Genomic DNA, 16,230 nt, shown 5'->3' with positions numbered 1-16,230 from the left:
AATGTCACTGAGCATCAACGTACCTGACCACGTTTACAAAGGCCTATTGGCACAAGCAAAACGACAAGGGACAACGGTTCCACGATTGATCCGCGACGTGCTGACCGCCGTTGCAATGCGATTCGATAACGGATTGCCTATACCTGGCTTGGGTAAACATCACGAAGGAGAAAACAACAATGACCACGCAGGCAGCAAAATCTAAACAAGTACCACCCCCAGACGAACCATACACCAACATTGAAATGCGCCTGGTGTGTGCAAGTAAAATCAGAGTCCGCAATGGTGAACATGCCGGAAAGGTGATCGACTGGGATGCAACTATGCTCCGCGTTTATCTTTATCTGTTCAATCAGGTCAAAGGGTTTGAGAGCAAAGAAGGTATGTTCTACCAGTCCCAGAAAAAAATCTGGTTAAGCACGAACATTGGGAAAACCAAGCTGAACGAGGTGTTAAGTGCGTTAAAAATCCTGGGATTGATAACTGATACTGGCGAAAGGAAAAAAGTTAATGGCGCACCGCGCGGCCTGGTTAAACTCACTGCCTCCCGTCTTAAGGATGTCATCGAGAATCTGGAAATCGACTTCGCGGATTTTGATGGCGAGCCTGTTTGGGATCATCAACGTGCCAGCGGGAAGAAACGTAGTAAGTCATATGTTCAAAAGGCGGATTCATCAAAGAAAAAGAGCACCATGCAAGAAGCGCCCCAGGCACAGCAAGAGCCGTCCCCACAGGATAATGCTGATGAACCCGCGCCGAATGAGGGTGCAACGCCCAACAGCATGAACGGGTCTGATCAAGGTGACGCGTATTTCGCCCCTTGGTCTGGTGACACGTTTATTCATGGTCACCTGTCCGAGAATGCCTTGCAATGGGCAAAATGTAAGGGTGCGACTGACTGGAGAGATGCTTGCCGCATAGTGTGGAATCAAATAGGTGTCACGGCACCCACCGAAATCGACGAAACTCATAAACCGCTATCATGTGCTGAGGATCAATGTTCAATGAAGACAGATGCGGCTTAACCGCCGCAGAAGAAGCAAAAATTACCGATATGTTTGCCACCCTGGCGAACCTGACTTACAAATCCCGTTCAAATCCATCATCACCCAGCACCCTCCGCAACGCACGATTACTGCTTGATCGTGGATTTTCGCCGCAAGTGGTGGCGGATAGTGTGGGGATTGCCTTCTCTGAGGTGTGGCAACTCACAAGAAAACAGGTCTCAACAACCTGGGCCAACATGGGCATGGAAACCCGGATTAGCTATATCAATGACTTGTGGCTATCAAAGTTGCACCCAGAACAGATCCGCAGCCGCTGTGATGGTTTGAGCTACGTTTCATTGCGCTACTTCCTTCATCGTGCCGGATGTACAGACGCCGAGATGCTTGCTTATTTCCCGAAGGAATTCGCCGATGTGTGCAAACTGCCAACGGTGAAAGCCAGGCACAAGATCAAACGCCAGCGCCGCATAGCGAAGGCAATGCAATAACTCTATTCACGCATTAAAGCCGCCAATGCCCGGCCTATGCTTTTCACCGATATGACACTAACGACAGACATCACGACTTACTTGCCGCTTATCATCTGGCTTGCGCTTCGCTATGCGTGGCATATCGCCAGGAATCGGTTGAGCAACCGCAAATGCAACACCGTACTCACGTTAAAACCTTTGGAATAAAAATAATGAAAATCAAAGCACTGGAAGACATCCGCGCCGAAATTCTGTTTTCAATGCAGAAAGCACATAGTAACGATAGCAGCAACACACCCAACGTCAGCAAGATCCATGCATCGAGCAGCCCGGAAGAACTCCGCAAGGCGTCTCAGCAAGCCCAGGACACGTTAACAGCGGCGGTTAACAGCTTCTTATCTCAAGGCTCGGTAGTGACCACCACGGCGACTGGAACCGCAGCAGCGGCACCCGCAACCGCCCCAACTGCACAGCGTGGCAAGACCATAAAGGAAAAGGGTATCGCCCTTTGCCACGAGAGTCAGGGCTACAGCGCCAACCTACGCCCGGACTCCTTACTGATGAAGGCTGGCAAGCCTGGAATGATCAGCTTGCAGGTGAACAAGGCAGCTTTAGAGAATGCATCGGCGGAACTGCTCGCAGCGCTAAAACGTTTGGGATATGCCTTCCCAGCGTGATGACTCAGCCATTAAATAAGAGTGATTATTAGCAGGCGAAAAATTTATCGGATAGCTATTGCAAAAGATATAGTCAGGTGATAAAATATATGACAGAGTCAAGTATTACGCGAATTACAGCCAATTATTTGCCTACTTGTATTCTCCTTACGAAATATAAAGCCGCCTGTTCCAGCCAGGCGCTTTTCTTCTGTGCCTCCAGTTAAGGTGCAGAAGAAAGGTAAATGCTTCTCGCCTCTCTCAGCCTTATCGAAATCAAACAGAATTCTCCATGAGCGCGACTAACCTTGCCGCCATGGGTTTGCCAAAATCCGGTCTTCCAGACCCGGTCGCCTGCCAGCGTTGAAGGCATCGAGCACAGCGCGTTTATGGGCCTTCATCCCGGATTACCGTGCTGCTGCTCCCTCTTTCTGCCTCCATCAGAAAAAACGTTTCCACGTTGTTGCCGCCACCGTGCCGGATTCGACCTCCTCAGCCGTTTCCGGTTTCGGTGTGCTTTTTATCTGATGGATCAAGCCCAATACGCTCCCAGCATCATGCACAAAGCGTATTGCACAAAGTGCCATGCACACAGCTTAAAGCTCTCCCTCGTTACTCCTCAGCCTGAAAGCGGATCGTACCGCATCGGGCTTTAGTGCTGCCTGCATCCGGCAAAAGTGTCGGACTGATAATGCAGACGATAACAGCGGCATATCAGCCGCGAAAATCAACTCTGATGGAGAAACAAAACATGGCTTTTGAATATGAAAGCAAGACCCCCGCTGACGTTCTGATTTATACCTCAGACCCAGTGATGCATAAGCACACGGTGATCATTGATCTCGCTGCTGACGTTGCTTGCGGAGATGTGATCAACCCAACCACTGGAGCGGCATACGTTGCTTCTGATGCGGATAACTGTGCAGTCGCACTTCAAAACCAGATTGCAGGTGAAGTGCGTAGCTTGGTCATTTCTGACCGTGGTTGTGTTTTCAACCCTAGTGGTCTGGTTGTAGCTACCACAGCAAAAGATGCTGCATACACCGCTTTGATCAAGCAAGGCAACCGCATTGCTGATGCTAATACCGCTATTTAATCAAGGAACGATAACAATATGAAATTTAATGCTTTCCATAATCTAAGTGGGCAATTTGTAAAACCTTATGGCGATGGCTTCTTGCTGAGTTCCCTTGGCATTTTCACTACACGCCCCAGCGATACCCAGATTATTTCTGTGGACTCTATTGAAGACGTGCAACGTGAAGTGACGCTGAGCCAAGCCAGATACAGCTCGTCCATGAGTGCTATCAACTTCCCGAAAGCGGCTAACATCACTGTCCAAGCCCCTCTACACGTTTACAGCTCAACAATTACCAGCCAAGACTGGCAGGGAAAACGTGCTTCGGGCGAAAATCGCCAATTAACTGCTGAGGACGTTGTGACCACCCACGCTGTTAAGCACTATCTACAAGCCCGCCGCGATGTTGAATATCAAATGGCACAGAGCTTGCTGCATAATACCGTCGAAGCTACGCACCTACGTGAAGGCCCAACAATTGATTGGACTGAATTCTGGGGGATTGAACAGCCGTCCATCACAGTGAAAACAGGATTAGGGGACAATGTGATCACTGAGATGCAGAATGCTGTGACCAAGCTCAAAAAAGCACTCGGCGGTTGGAGTTCAAGCATCGCGCAGATTTACTTGCTGGCATCACCATCTCTGTTTACTGCGATCCAAGGCAACCCAACTGCGTATCAGGCTGCACTATTTGGAGCGACTTCTAACGACATCATCTTCCCAACTGAACTGGGCGCATATGACCGATTTAATCTTGGACGCGTGACCGTAATTCAGGTTGATGATCCTCTTTATCAGATTAAAGAGGGAACCGGATTTATGCTGGCTACGTTCGGAAATATCGTTGAAGGTGATTTGAGTCCGTACATGACGTACGTGACTCCTGCCTCACGGCACGCAGAGGTTGCATCTGGCCCGGTCTATCCATCTTACCACTATGTGATCCGCGATCCACGCTTCATGAATTATGAGGTGGTTAGTGAGCTATCTCAGATTCAAATCCCTATGCGTCCAGACTTCGTTTTGAAAGTGACGATGGATGATGCTGCGTAAGCGGACACCGTATGGCAGATATTGGGGGCATGATTTGCCCCCGCTGCTGATGCAGTGGGAAAGGCTCCGCCATTGAAAGGTGGCGAGGCAAAGGAAAGGAGATTAAACCATGAGATTACAATTGCTTGGGGTTGGTTCTGTGCCAGTGCTCACGATTAAGGGCGATGACGATTCAATCATCAATCTCTCGGCTCTGGCGCGTTATCTTGGCATGAAACGGTCAACACTGTTCGATCATATCAATGCCAAAGGGCTGGAGACAGCGATCAGAGAAGCTGCGACAGAGAAACGAAAAAAGAAGCTCAACACCTAAAGCCGGGATTATTTCCCGGCTTTTTTTGTGACTGGATAACTGTACAACTTGATGGACAACAAAGGAGGTTACACAGTGGTGAAAAGGCTGTATAATAGCACCCGAATCACAACTTAAATCATTGAAAATAAAAGATATTTTATTTTCACTATGACGCCTGGGAAGGCGGTCAACTTAAATAAAATTTCTATATAAAACATCAAGTTAAAATCATCCCTGTTCTGGTGATCATCAGTCTGTATCACATGATTTAGGTGCTTTTTGTATCCCTTCTTGTGTTACATGATTCAATTGAATCATTATCCACATATTGCCTTTTTCCCTAGGGGGTTTATGTTAGATATGGGAAGGTCGCAGAGAGAATAAAATGATACTTTATACATACAGACGTAAAGGCGTGAATGCTGTCACTGAGAGATGCTTTGAGAAAGACATCAACTCGGAACCGGCAAGACAGATAATAAAGGATCTGGCGGTCCATTTGAATTTAATCCCTGACCAGCCTAAGGATTCTTTACCTAATAATTACTCTCCTAATAGATCACAAGAAAACTATCGGGATTACGCAAAAGCGCTGATAAATGCAGGTGTGCAAATCAGTGTTGGAGGTAAGCCTGTCGATCTGAATTTTTATTGTAGAAGCTGACAGGAGATTACTGCTGGTGAGTCTGAAAATCGAAAATGAGATTATGGAGTGGTATGAAACCAACTACAACACTAAGCCTCTCTTTGCAAAAGATAAACCTGTTTTAACGCCTGATACTAGCCTGAATACCGATAAATATCCCTGGGCGAGAGAGACAGGCGACGAAATCATGCAGGACTACTTTCAGCGCTTTTATGTTGACAGCAGTAATTTTAACTTCCTTGCATATTGGCCTTATGAAAAAGGTATCCTGCCTAATTTTCTGCGTCCAAAGTCACAAAAGGTCCAGCAAGTCGAGCCAAAGCCGCTAACCCTCCGTATGCTGATCGAGTCAGCAGAGGCGGGGCGTTGGTTGTTTGATTAGATATGACGCAGGATGAAATATGCTTCTTATAAGCAAGATCTGGGATTGGTTAAGCAGTTTTCAATGGGGAAGTGCATCTGATGTTGTAGGAGCTATTGCTAATACCATTATGGCGGTTGCTGCTTTATGGGGTGTGAAAACTGCAAACAACTGGATATCATCGAAAGCTAATAAAGCTGCCGATGATGTGTTTGATGAGTTGCATGCGCTTTCTGGTAAGTATCTAAAGGTTTACAACATGGCATTATCGGGGTATGAAACTGTGTGCCGTATGTATGGCTTGCACGATAAACTTAATCCGACTAAATTTTTGGTTTATGAAGAAGATAAAGCTGTTACTGAAAAATCTGCCATAAGTTATGAGTTGCTTTCATCCTTCAAAGATAGCATCAGGCGTTCACTAGCGGTAAAAACTAAATATTATGACGGGGCAGGCCATATAGATTTTTTTAAACTTATTATCGAGCATGATGAGTTCTTTAAGCAGACAGTGGATTTTTTTAGAAAAACCAGAGAAATAATACTTCAGCAACATTCGACGCTTGATAAGCATGTTTTTGAGAGTTATGAGGAACTGTTCAAAAATTATTCGAAAGCATATGATGCAGCCTCAAAATCCAGCCACGATATCAAATCACTTAAAATTTCAGAGATTTTTGAAATTCATTAATTCATATAAACAAAAAGGGCCAGCCCGTTAAGGCTAGCCCTTTAAATCTGTACTTTAGAATATTTAGGTCCGTTTCGCTTTCTTGTCCAGCATATAGCGTAAAGCCCGCTCGAATCCCATCGCTTTCTCCAGACGGCACAATGTGACATTATCCAGCCCCAGTGAAGAACACAGAGACTTACGATTGATGACGTCAGGATCGCAGGAAACAAAAGCAGGAACATTCATGCCAGGGATATTAATTTGAATTTTCATATAAGGAATTAGCCTCAAAGGGAATTAGCCTTCGCAAATAATTAAAATGGATATGCCCGGATAACCCCCGGCGAACCGGGGGAATTTTCATTACATGATTATGCAACGGTTATGCGATGGTTACATTCATCATATAATTTGGACGCAATACCAGAGGAATCATTGAGAACTCCTGGTTAATCTCGATCATTCCGTTCTTATCGGTGTTGATCCACTGGTACAGGTCAGACACAGCGCCTTTAGTGGCGATCGTCTGATTGCGTGAGCATGGACCAGTAATTGTTTTAAAGGCATTTACATCGGCTGATGCTGCACCAAATTTAGGAACAATTAAACCTGAGTTGGCGGCGATGGTGTAGCGGTCATCGTCAGCCAACACGAAGGTGGTCGAACCGATGGTGAACGAATCATAGCCGGAAGTATTATCAGCAATCAGCGCGCCGCGTGCGGCTTCAGCCACTTTAGAGGTAATCAGGCTGGTGACTTCTACGTGACCCGCGATAGCGTCATACAGTTCTGGAGAACAGAACATATAGAAACGGTCCACATAGGAACGTGCCGCACCATACTGAGCTACCAACTGGCGCTTCATCCGACCAAATTGTTGATAGATTGAAGAGCCAATAGCGGCGTCAAGCTCGAAATCAAGTGGTGTAACACCCATGATGCTATTGAAGTCCAAATCGCCATCATCCGTTTTGCTTGCATCGGCTTTCTGTTCAAACAGTGCTTTAGCTAACGCCTTTTCCACATATTCCAGTTTTGCATCACGCATGCGGATTGCTTTCTGTGCGATCACTTCTGTGATGCTTGCACCAATATCGGGGTTCTGAGCACTGACCAGGCCCTGCCAGTCTGCGGGTTTAACATCCGCTGAGGTATGCACAGTTGGGATTTCCTGGCTACGCAGAACAGGCTTGCTCATAGAAATGCTGTTTGTATCAGTGCCATAGCGTGAAACCTGTTTCAGCTCATCTACAGCCTTCTCTACCAGGTCATTAACCTGAGCAACCGGGTTAAGAGAATTACTGTTCTGGAACAGATTAAGATCAGTCAGCAGGAAATTTGCTTGAGGTGCTGATTTAATTGCTGCAACTGTATCTAATTTCTCAAAGTCTTTGAAATTAATTGTCATTTCTTGATGTCCTTATTCTTATGCGTTGTAGAAGTCAGCGTTAACAGCCAGACGGATTGAGCCGTCAGCGGTCAGGCGGGTTAGTGCGGCGGTCTTGCTTGCTGCGTCTTTTGCACGCAAAGCGAAGTCAGTCACTACAACGTGACGATCCACAATCACCAGCGTCTTAGGTTTGCCGTCTGCGCTCATGTTGGACAGGTTGATAAATGGCACACCAGGATCCGCCGCTGCTGCGTCGTACAGCGCGAAAGTTGAACTATCCAGAATATCGCCGCAATACACATCAGCCGGGAGGCTTGGCGCGGTTACTTCTGTACGGTCAAATAATGATGAGGCATAAGCCACAATGACATCGCCCTGGGTTACAGGGTATGAAATGCTGGTTTTCATTGGATTTTTCCTTGAGGGTTATTGCTATGTGGGAGAGCCACAATTGAGGGGGGCCGCATTGTAAAAGCGAATGCCTTAGACGGCCTTATCTGAATATCTGGAAGGGAGAGAAACGCAGGTGGATAGAAGGGCGGCGGTCTTGCCGCCCTTGCTGATCCGGCTCTCTCTCGCCCTCTGGCGCGGTTATTCCAGATGGGGGTATTTCCCACACTGGATAAATCTTTTTAAATCTGTCCTGAATAATTCTTTCTTGAGTTCCCTCAATGGAAATAACTCCCACGGGGATGGTCAGTGTAACCAGAGAGGAAACTCAAAAAAGAACCCGCAGGAGTAGCGGGTCGAGGAAGGAGAATGAATTGAGTTTTTATTGTCTGCGGATTGGTGGAATCCCATAACGGTCTAAGGCCGTTTTCTGTATTCCCTGAATGGCTATGCAATTTGCGCTTGCAGCTCACCAGACAAGGAATATAGAAAACGGTGCGTTATAACCACACGCGCCGGAAAACATAGGCAGGGTTGCCGCCTGTGCTTTATCCCCATACAAGGTTACCAGGCTTGCAGGGTGCCCCGTTTTTTACACGGAGAAAGAAGATTGTGAAGGTATTATTTGGTGTGAATGAATTAAATAATTTCCCTCTAGAATAGGCCCTGATGCGTGGCAAGACCTATGATTAGAAGGAGATATTACAAAAGGAGATTTAGCAATGCGCAGCAATAATCGTAATGTCTAAAGTTACATTCACTATCGCCAGAAGGATTCTCACTAGAATTATGAGAAAACCCTTTTGGCGGGAGTGATTGAAATAATTATTTCAGCAGTCGTTTAGGTGAGGGGCCGGGGGGAGACAGTCCCCGGTTATTCCCCTCTATAGGCTTTTGCATACACGCCGGTGCATACCCGGGGAGTAAGTTAGATTGAGAGGTTGCGTAATGGATTTTAATCATCTCTCTCAACCTAAGTGTCTATTTTATCAGTAACAATTAAAATTGTCAAAAATAATTGCATTCTATTTTTATGTGTGGTATGTAAATCTGTGAGAGTCAGAGGTTAGTCTGATCCACCCGGGGGCTGTGTAGTCCGTCAACTACACAAGACTTATATATAACTACAAAGACCTCACGAGCCTTCGCTCTTACCGGTCTTTAAAACCTATGATCTTATGATCTCACGTTCATCCTTCACTTACCGATCATAAAACAATCAATATTATGATCTCACACTCCTTCGTCGTTTACCGATCATTAAACCCATTATTTTATAATCGCTCTCCCCTTTGGTCGCACAGCGCGATTATGATCTTGTGGGTTTCCACACAGTGAAGGGCAGGAAGACAGGAAGGTAGATAGTTTGAAATTTTAATTGATTGGATATTCCACAGGGTAAGTATTCCACAGGGTGAGACTGACCGGGTGAGGAATCTATTAGGCATACTATAAAAGTTCAGTCAAATTGACGTAACCCTCTTTCTGAAGTTCGGTCAAATTGACGTAACTTCACCATAAAAGTTCAGTCAAATTGACGTACTATAAGAATAATAAAAGACCATAAGACTAACAGCCACACCATAAGAGGGCTTATGCCCTTATGCACAGCAAAAGAACTTTAAAGAGTGTTAGAGGATTAATCGTAGATTGATTGGAAAGACTGATCTCTTTAAAGCGTCTTACAGACGCGTCTCTTTGGCAGCGCTCGCACAGCGAGCAAGACCCTTTGGAACACCGTAGCGATGCGAAGGTGACACGATGGCGGCGGGGTGGGGGCCGCGAAGACACAAACCCTACTAGGCTTCACCAGCGCCATTCTCAGCCACTTTCTTAGAAAAGATGAGGCGATGTATTACCACAGCAACTGAGGCGCTTAGAATCGATTGTACGCAGGATTCCTAAGTCATAAAACAGACAACCTCTAATAATAGCATATCGGTAATCAGAGCGCAACAGAAAAATCAAGAAAATTGTTGCAATTCCTGATGGCAGATGATAAACTATATATTGTGGTTTGATGATTAACATCAAATTAAAAAAATCCCATTTAACTATACACACTTCAGAAGGAGTTTTCAATATGGCAACAGCAATTAATTCAGCCAACGATAAGTACAGCGTTGAGGCCTTAATCAATCGTCTGGACGCTGGCAAGATTACTCGCAAATCACTGGCCGAAAGCCGTAGCCGATTCCTGAAAGCCGGTAAGATAGAAGAAGCTGCCAACATTCAGGAAGCCTTAGACGAGACAGAAAACCCTGTTCGTGCAGTTATCCGACAGGCTGAGCGTCTCAAGAAGAATGCTGAACCTCTGGATCTTGAAGATCAGCTAGCCCTCAAGGTTGCAGTTAACCAGCATGCCGGGACAGACTTCCAAGCGTCAGTTGTTGTTGGCTATCAAAATCTTTTCGAGTCTCGCGGGCTGGCTCTCTCATATGATGAGGTTATGGCGATGCTCATGATCGAGGCCGCTGGCCGGTTCAAAGATCTGACATCAGAATATCCGGTAATTGTTTAATGGAGTTTAAATATGGTTTATAAGGATCTGAGTGATTCCCCTCCGCTTGCCTGTTACGCCTCTGTTATTGTCAACTCACTTTCCGATTCAGAACAAGAAGAAGTCGCCGAAATGCTGGATGGCATGAGTGATAATGAATATGTCACGATTGGAAATCCTGGTATTTGTGCGACCTCTTGTTGGTGGAGAGGTTTTTTCTGTTACGGATTTGAAAAATCAGAAATCTTGACTGCATTACAGGAGATTGAATTATGAGTAATAATGGCTCCAAACAGAGAGAGATTAAACTTTCTTTCCCTGATGAAGAAATGGCGGTTATTTTTTCCTTAGCTGAAACCCGTAAATACGGCTCTGCACACACAATCATTAAACGCGCTGTGAGCGACTTTGTTAAAACCGTAAATTCCAAAGGTAAGGAATACCCTGATGATAGAAACAACCCAGTTAAATAACCTTTATAGCCGTGACTTTGTAAAATCCTCCCGCACCTTACGCCGTATCAAGAGTTATAACGGTGTAAAGATGACTCTTGAAATGGCACTGACTTATGACCTTATTGCATCATTTAACCGTGATCAAAAGATGACAAACGGTCATATTAAAAAAGGCCAGCCCTCTCAGGTTGGACAATCTGAATTAGCCGATTATCTGATGTCGTCACCTAAGACAGCCTCACGCACCATACTGGCTATGAAACAGGCCGGGTTAATCGAATGTGTTGGACGTGGTGCTTACGATGTGGATTTGTTGATTGTCCTTCCAATCAGTGAAGAGTTAACAGAAATTTCAATACCGGCAGTTAAGCCAGCTACAACACGCAGCCAACGAGGGAAATTAACCAAAGCTGTTTTACCAAATGCCGTACCTGTGGAGAGAGAAGATGCAGGATCTATTAATAGCGCAAGTGGACATCAGAACAACACTCTGGAAAGCACAGCGATCATCAGAAATCTGGATTTGGACGATAACGGGCCTGATATTCAGTTATATGATTCTGATGTGGAATTAACAGAGATTACAGGGATTGCAGGGATTACAGGGAGAGAAGTTAAATTAACAGGAGCAAATGATGACGTCTGCCTTACTGTTGTTGAGTCTGGTCATAGTGCTGGCAGTGAAATAAACATGGACGTAGGCAGGTTTGATGGTGAATACCTCCAGGTTAAGGGACAGCTCATCAGGGCTTATGAGACAGAACCCAAATCAAATGAATGGGAATTAGATCCCGCCTTCTGACACATTTCTGATTGCCTCTGAACTGCTTACCCCTGAACTGCTTATCTCTGTATTTTCCTTCAATACTCAAATACTGTCCAACAATAAAATATTGACCTGCCCGATATTCCTACCCGATTTCCTTACCGCTTTTACCCATTGTGGAGAATCCCCTATGCCTGCTATACCATCTAAAAGTAAAACCAATGATGTTATTACCCCAAATTTCATTACAACCGTTTTCACCCCAGAGGAAGAAGACAAGATCGCAGAGATGGCTTTTAAAATTCAAAACCAGAAGCCTAAGCATAAGATAAGAGATGAATTAAAACTGACAGCGGAGCACATAGCTAAGATTAGAAAAGCGTGCATCCTTGGACACTCAGCAAAAAGCATAGCGGATGCCTTTAATGTGTCAATCCCTTACGTGTTACAGCAAAAGCGATTATATAATCCAAGACGTTACCTAAAAAAGCCGATCTGCTTAGTTGAAAAAAGCCTGATGGCCCAACAAATGAAGAAAGAGGGAATGAGCATTGATCTTATTTCTGAACATCTGGGACTCGATTTGCGGATGACAAGAAAACTTCTTGAACTTAAGAATAGTGAATATCTTGAACAACAGATTTTACCGTGGGAAGTAGTCTTAAGAAATTTACGCTCAGAACGATATGTAGAAGACCCGATTTGGAAAGACGACACTGTTAAATACAAACTCATCCCCCTGATTGCTTCCGGTCGTGCTGAAATACGCCAGATGATCGGTAAGAGCAAAAAGGCATGGAAAGCAAAGAACATAACCAGCAAGAAAGAAAAAACATTTGAGAAAGAGAAGTTATTTGAGAAAGAAAAAACATTTGAGAATTCCAAAGCAAATTAAATTTCTGCCGGGTTTCATTTTAACTCTTATAACCAGCCCCCTTTTTATTTACGTGGTGTTCCTGATTTTGGATCACCTCAACATAATCCCAAAAATATTCCACTAAGGATTTATTATGTCACAGACAGCTTACAACAACCTGATGGCGCAGATTAAGCAAGCCCAAGCCGCTGCGAATATCCAGAAGCAGAAAGAACAGGTACAGGATTTTATTAAGAAATCATCTGATGCAATGCAGGATCTGGATAAACTCATTGACCAGTTTGGGGACGGCATTCTGAAAGCCTCTTCTAATGGCAAGAAAATTAAGAGCAGAGGTATCGCCCTCACTCACAAGGATCAGGGATATAGCGCGAATAATCGCCCTATTAGCCTCCTGACTAAATCAGTAAATGGAAAAATTAAGGTTGAGATTAACAAGGCTTGCCGCAGCTTGATTGCTACCAAACTGGAAGGGGGTAAATAATGGCAGGTGAAAATGTAATAGTGACTAAAACAGTCAATGATGTTTCCTTTTCTGTAAATAAAGGATCCTATCAGGAAACACTGAAAAAGATTCGCTCTGTTAAATCTGAATGGGAAAAAGTTGGGAAATCCGTCAAGCCACTGAAAATCAATGCAGAGGTTAATCAATCGACCAAAGCGCTGAGACAAGCCCAACAGGCTGCGAAAGCCACACAGGCGCAATCTCAGGCATCTAAAGCAGCCGCTAAAGCAGAGAAAGAGGCAGCAGCGGCAAGGGTTGCTGCTGAACGTAAATTGCAGCAGATTCGCGCTAAGTCTATCCGCTTCAATACCGCTATCAGTAACGCCAGTATTGGCGGAAAGCAGCGAGCAGAGGCGCTCAGCTCGTTTGGTGACCTGACACGCCGGTTTCACGGGAATAAGCTCGGATTGCAGGAGTATAACGCGAAGGTTGCCGCTCTCCAGTCCCAGGTAAGGCAGCAGGGCAAGGTAGGGATGAAAGGTGCCACATTACCCGTAACCGCAAAGGTCGAGAAACTCGATACAACACTGTTAGATCATGCAAAAGGCGCTTTAACCATTGGGGCAACAATTGCCCTAAGCGGAAAGATCCTGGATACAGGCAGAAACTTCGACAGCGCGTTAGCTGGTCTAACCGCTATCACCGGATCAGCAGACAAGGCTAATCAGGAGTTTGCTTTCTTACAGGATCAGGCTAATCGCTTAGGGCTGGATTTGACATCTACAGCTAAGGATTACACACAATTCGCTGCATCGATCGGCCAGAAGCTACCAACCGATCAAATCCATCAGATTTTTAGTGCTGTGAGTGAGTACGGAACTGTTCTGGGGACAACCACAGATGAGCAGAGTCGGGCTTTCACCGCTATCCAGCAGATGGCGAGTAAGGGCACTGTGATGTCTGAGGAATTGAAAGGTCAGTTAAGTGAGGCTCTCCCAGGTGCCGTTGGGATCTTTGTTAAAGCCCTTAATGATATGAAGGGGACAACCAATCTGACTGAGCAAGACCTTTTTGCCCTGATGCAGTCAGGCCAGTTATTCGCCAAAGACATTCTCCCATATGTTGGTAAAGAGATGGCGAAGACAGCCAGAAATGGTGGTGCCCTGGATAAGGCGATGAAGTCAAACCGTGCCTCATGGCAAAGACTACAGACCGCGATGCAGGCATCAATGAATGAGTTTTACAAAAGCGGTTTTGGTGAAGCCACAACGGATCTATTCAACACTCTGACTGCTTTCCTTAACAATAACGCTGATACCTTTCGCTGGTGGGGCCATATTGCCGGTCAGGTTGTTGATGGTGCCACAGATGCGTTTGCAGGCTTGCATGACGCTGTTGTCTTCACTGCCCGGATTACAGAGTACTACCTGAAAAAGATGGGTGTGACCGGTGAGGAGATGTCCTCATGGGCCTCAATGGCGGCATATGCGATTGGTGTTACAGCCTTCGCTGCAAGTATCTGGAAGCTGGGCGGGGCGCTGAAGTACATCATTGGCTTTATGAACCCGCTAACGAAGCTGTTAGCTGTGCTGGAAGGGATCAGTAAGCTAGGTGGCTTGCAGACGGCAACCCCATCAGGCAATACACCAAACCCTAAAGCCCCAGATGCGCCTACTACAGCAAAACCAACAGGTGGTATCACCAAATGGGGATCGGCTGGCAGACTGGCTAAGATTGGTCTTTTAGGCGATGTCATGATGGCCGGAAACGTTCTGTATTCAAACGTTTTCCAGAGGGGTGACGATAAGATCGCAGAGAATGGCAATCAGCCTATCCCGGCGAATATGCCAAAACCGGTAGGACTGTTAGACGTGTTCGATGAGTGGAGAAACGCCAACCAGGTTTCTAAGGCTGTTGACCTTAACTCATTGGCTACCAGCGGCAGCAATCAGCCAAACGTGACGTTCACACCCCCTGGTTTGAGCGCTAACCCGGCTGGTAATCCATTCATGACACCCCCGGCCTGGCTCTCTCAGCCACTGAAAATCGATATCACCAATACCGTTAACGATGGGAAGGTGAAGGACCTGATCCAGTCTGAGATTAAGTTTAACGATACTCAAAACTTCAACCTCCTGATGCAGGGTGGTCCGGGCTGAGTGTACGGACTTAATCTTAATCTATTACCCTACCTACCGATTCCTTTCATCAACACAGCCCCGGCCTCAGTGCCGGGGTTTTTCTTTATTGCTAAAAAGTAAGTTTAAATAGAGTGAATAAATCAGTTTAAACAGGGCTATTAAATCAGTTTAAATACCCGGTAAATGCTGATTTATTACCTCACTCATGGCTGAAAAGGGCTTATTTTCTGTATGAATAATGAGCAATGGTAAGTGGTGACCAGTACAGACGGGACTCCCCCAGCTCTCTTGATGTGTGGTAAACTATCTGTAAGCTATTGGGAAATAAGGATTCAATTTTTATTGTATGAGGGAAGAGAAAGTAGGGTGCTTGTCAACTTTCACAGAAAACACCCTGATCACCTCAAAGTAAAAATTCTCCAAACGAGAATTGCTATTAAATGCAAATGAGAATCAGTATCAAATGAGAATGGATTCATTCTCATTCTCACCCATCCCCTCCGGGGCTGGCCTGATGTCGCGCCACAGGCGCAATATTGTCTTTTCGCCCACAAATGGAGGCTTCCAGCCTCTGAAAGACCCTGAAGGTCAAAAGAGCGTAAACAGACAAATCAGCCTGAATTTACCCACAGGCAATTTCATTTATCCACAGGCTAACCGGGGATACAGTTATCTCTCAATGATGTACTCATGGCGGGGGAGAAGAGTGCGGAAAGTGGTACTCTTATGCCTTCATTGATGTGTAAGCACTGAAAGAATAGAGGTCTGTCCTGTTGCGTGATTGTTAAATAAGGGCGCATTACAGGTAATATGTTAAATACACACTGTATAAACCACTGTATAAGCACTCCTGGTCTGTGGTCACATTCATAATCTTTCATATCCTCGCTGTAAGTCCCTCAGAAAGTCTCTAATCCATTGGTAATAGGGTAGGGAGGGTGTGAGTGAGAGCGCCTCATGGAGGCCCGCACAGGGAGCCTGTAAGCCAAAGCCTCTCGATATTTGAGAATAATAATCGTTATCA

At 45.5% G+C, this 16,230-nt stretch carries 19 protein-coding genes; 16 read left to right on the top strand and 3 right to left on the bottom strand.

Annotation, left to right across the window (positions count from 1 at the left end; translation table 11 throughout):
* Position 1: 1 nt before the first annotated feature.
* The 9 genes from CUN67_RS10585 to CUN67_RS10545 all read left to right on the top strand — a co-directional run bounded on the left by CUN67_RS10585 (position 2) and on the right by CUN67_RS10545 (position 6,260).
* On the top strand, positions 2–205 hold the full coding sequence (locus CUN67_RS10585) for a hypothetical protein (RefSeq protein WP_208715269.1): 204 nt from the start codon (positions 2–4) through the stop codon (positions 203–205).
* The gene (locus CUN67_RS10580) at positions 180–1,025 is read left to right on the top strand and encodes a DUF6945 domain-containing protein (RefSeq protein ID WP_208715268.1); all 846 of its coding nucleotides are present in this window, start codon (positions 180–182) and stop codon (positions 1,023–1,025) included. The genes CUN67_RS10585 and CUN67_RS10580 overlap by 26 nt, the downstream gene beginning before the upstream one ends.
* The gene (locus tag CUN67_RS10575; RefSeq protein WP_208715267.1) at positions 998–1,495 is read left to right on the top strand and encodes a hypothetical protein; all 498 of its coding nucleotides are present in this window, start codon (positions 998–1,000) and stop codon (positions 1,493–1,495) included. Before CUN67_RS10580 ends, CUN67_RS10575 begins: the two co-directional genes overlap by 28 nt.
* 152 nt (positions 1,496–1,647) lie before the next feature.
* The gene (locus tag CUN67_RS10570) at positions 1,648–2,154 is read left to right on the top strand and encodes a hypothetical protein (protein ID WP_208715265.1); all 507 of its coding nucleotides are present in this window, start codon (positions 1,648–1,650) and stop codon (positions 2,152–2,154) included.
* Positions 2,155–2,884: 730 nt separating this feature from the next.
* Positions 2,885–3,229 (top strand): hypothetical protein, encoded by a 345-nt coding sequence (locus CUN67_RS10565; RefSeq protein WP_208715263.1) that lies wholly within the window; start codon positions 2,885–2,887, stop codon positions 3,227–3,229.
* A gap of 18 nt (positions 3,230–3,247) precedes the next feature.
* Positions 3,248–4,267 (top strand): major capsid protein, encoded by a 1,020-nt coding sequence (locus tag CUN67_RS10560; protein WP_208715261.1) that lies wholly within the window; start codon positions 3,248–3,250, stop codon positions 4,265–4,267.
* A 109-nt stretch (positions 4,268–4,376) separates the two neighbouring features.
* Positions 4,377–4,580, top strand: a complete 204-nt coding sequence (locus CUN67_RS10555; protein ID WP_208715259.1) for a hypothetical protein — start codon at positions 4,377–4,379, stop codon at positions 4,578–4,580.
* A 662-nt stretch (positions 4,581–5,242) separates the two neighbouring features.
* Positions 5,243–5,590: a DUF1493 family protein gene (locus CUN67_RS10550; protein WP_439332258.1), complete on the top strand. Its 348-nt coding sequence runs from the start codon at positions 5,243–5,245 to the stop codon at positions 5,588–5,590.
* A gap of 19 nt (positions 5,591–5,609) precedes the next feature.
* Entirely contained in the window at positions 5,610–6,260 is a 651-nt protein-coding gene (locus CUN67_RS10545; protein WP_208715257.1) for a hypothetical protein, read from the top strand.
* 63 nt (positions 6,261–6,323) lie between these two features.
* Here the strand turns inward: CUN67_RS10545 and CUN67_RS10540 are convergent, their stop codons facing one another.
* The 3 genes from CUN67_RS10540 to CUN67_RS10530 form a co-directional block, all read right to left on the bottom strand.
* Positions 6,324–6,515, bottom strand: coding sequence for a hypothetical protein (locus CUN67_RS10540; protein WP_208715255.1), 192 nt, complete (start codon positions 6,513–6,515; stop codon positions 6,324–6,326).
* 109 nt (positions 6,516–6,624) lie between these two features.
* Positions 6,625–7,650: a major capsid protein gene (locus CUN67_RS10535; protein ID WP_208715253.1), complete on the bottom strand. Its 1,026-nt coding sequence runs from the start codon at positions 7,648–7,650 to the stop codon at positions 6,625–6,627.
* A gap of 18 nt (positions 7,651–7,668) precedes the next feature.
* The gene (locus CUN67_RS10530) at positions 7,669–8,040 is read right to left on the bottom strand and encodes a hypothetical protein (RefSeq protein WP_208715251.1); all 372 of its coding nucleotides are present in this window, start codon (positions 8,038–8,040) and stop codon (positions 7,669–7,671) included.
* A 2,065-nt stretch (positions 8,041–10,105) separates the two neighbouring features.
* On the opposite strand from CUN67_RS10530, the gene CUN67_RS10525 reads away from it, so the two are divergent.
* From CUN67_RS10525 to CUN67_RS10495, 7 genes are all read left to right on the top strand, one after another.
* A complete protein-coding gene (locus CUN67_RS10525) occupies positions 10,106–10,543 on the top strand; it encodes a hypothetical protein (RefSeq protein WP_208715249.1) in 438 nt (145 codons plus the stop codon).
* A 12-nt stretch (positions 10,544–10,555) separates the two neighbouring features.
* Positions 10,556–10,798 (top strand): hypothetical protein, encoded by a 243-nt coding sequence (locus CUN67_RS10520; protein WP_208715244.1) that lies wholly within the window; start codon positions 10,556–10,558, stop codon positions 10,796–10,798.
* A complete protein-coding gene (locus CUN67_RS10515) occupies positions 10,795–10,995 on the top strand; it encodes a hypothetical protein (RefSeq protein ID WP_208715242.1) in 201 nt (66 codons plus the stop codon). The genes CUN67_RS10520 and CUN67_RS10515 overlap by 4 nt, the downstream gene beginning before the upstream one ends.
* On the top strand, positions 10,970–11,779 hold the full coding sequence (locus CUN67_RS10510; RefSeq protein ID WP_208715240.1) for a hypothetical protein: 810 nt from the start codon (positions 10,970–10,972) through the stop codon (positions 11,777–11,779). Before CUN67_RS10515 ends, CUN67_RS10510 begins: the two co-directional genes overlap by 26 nt.
* Positions 11,780–11,933: 154 nt before the next feature.
* Positions 11,934–12,638: a hypothetical protein gene (locus tag CUN67_RS10505; protein WP_208715238.1), complete on the top strand. Its 705-nt coding sequence runs from the start codon at positions 11,934–11,936 to the stop codon at positions 12,636–12,638.
* A 115-nt stretch (positions 12,639–12,753) separates the two neighbouring features.
* Positions 12,754–13,104 carry a hypothetical protein gene (locus CUN67_RS10500; RefSeq protein ID WP_208713472.1) on the top strand — a complete coding sequence of 117 codons (351 nt, stop codon included), beginning with the start codon at positions 12,754–12,756 and terminating at the stop codon, positions 13,102–13,104.
* Positions 13,104–15,224: a tape measure protein gene (locus CUN67_RS10495; protein WP_254711331.1), complete on the top strand. Its 2,121-nt coding sequence runs from the start codon at positions 13,104–13,106 to the stop codon at positions 15,222–15,224. The genes CUN67_RS10500 and CUN67_RS10495 overlap by 1 nt, the downstream gene beginning before the upstream one ends.
* The last annotated feature ends 1,006 nt before the right edge of the window (positions 15,225–16,230 follow it).

It is taken from the genome of Pantoea cypripedii (genome assembly GCF_011395035.1).
Classification (GTDB): domain Bacteria; phylum Pseudomonadota; class Gammaproteobacteria; order Enterobacterales; family Enterobacteriaceae; genus Pantoea; species Pantoea cypripedii_A.
The sequence above is the reverse complement of the archived record's forward strand: the minus strand, read 5'-3'. Positions and strand labels throughout refer to the sequence as shown.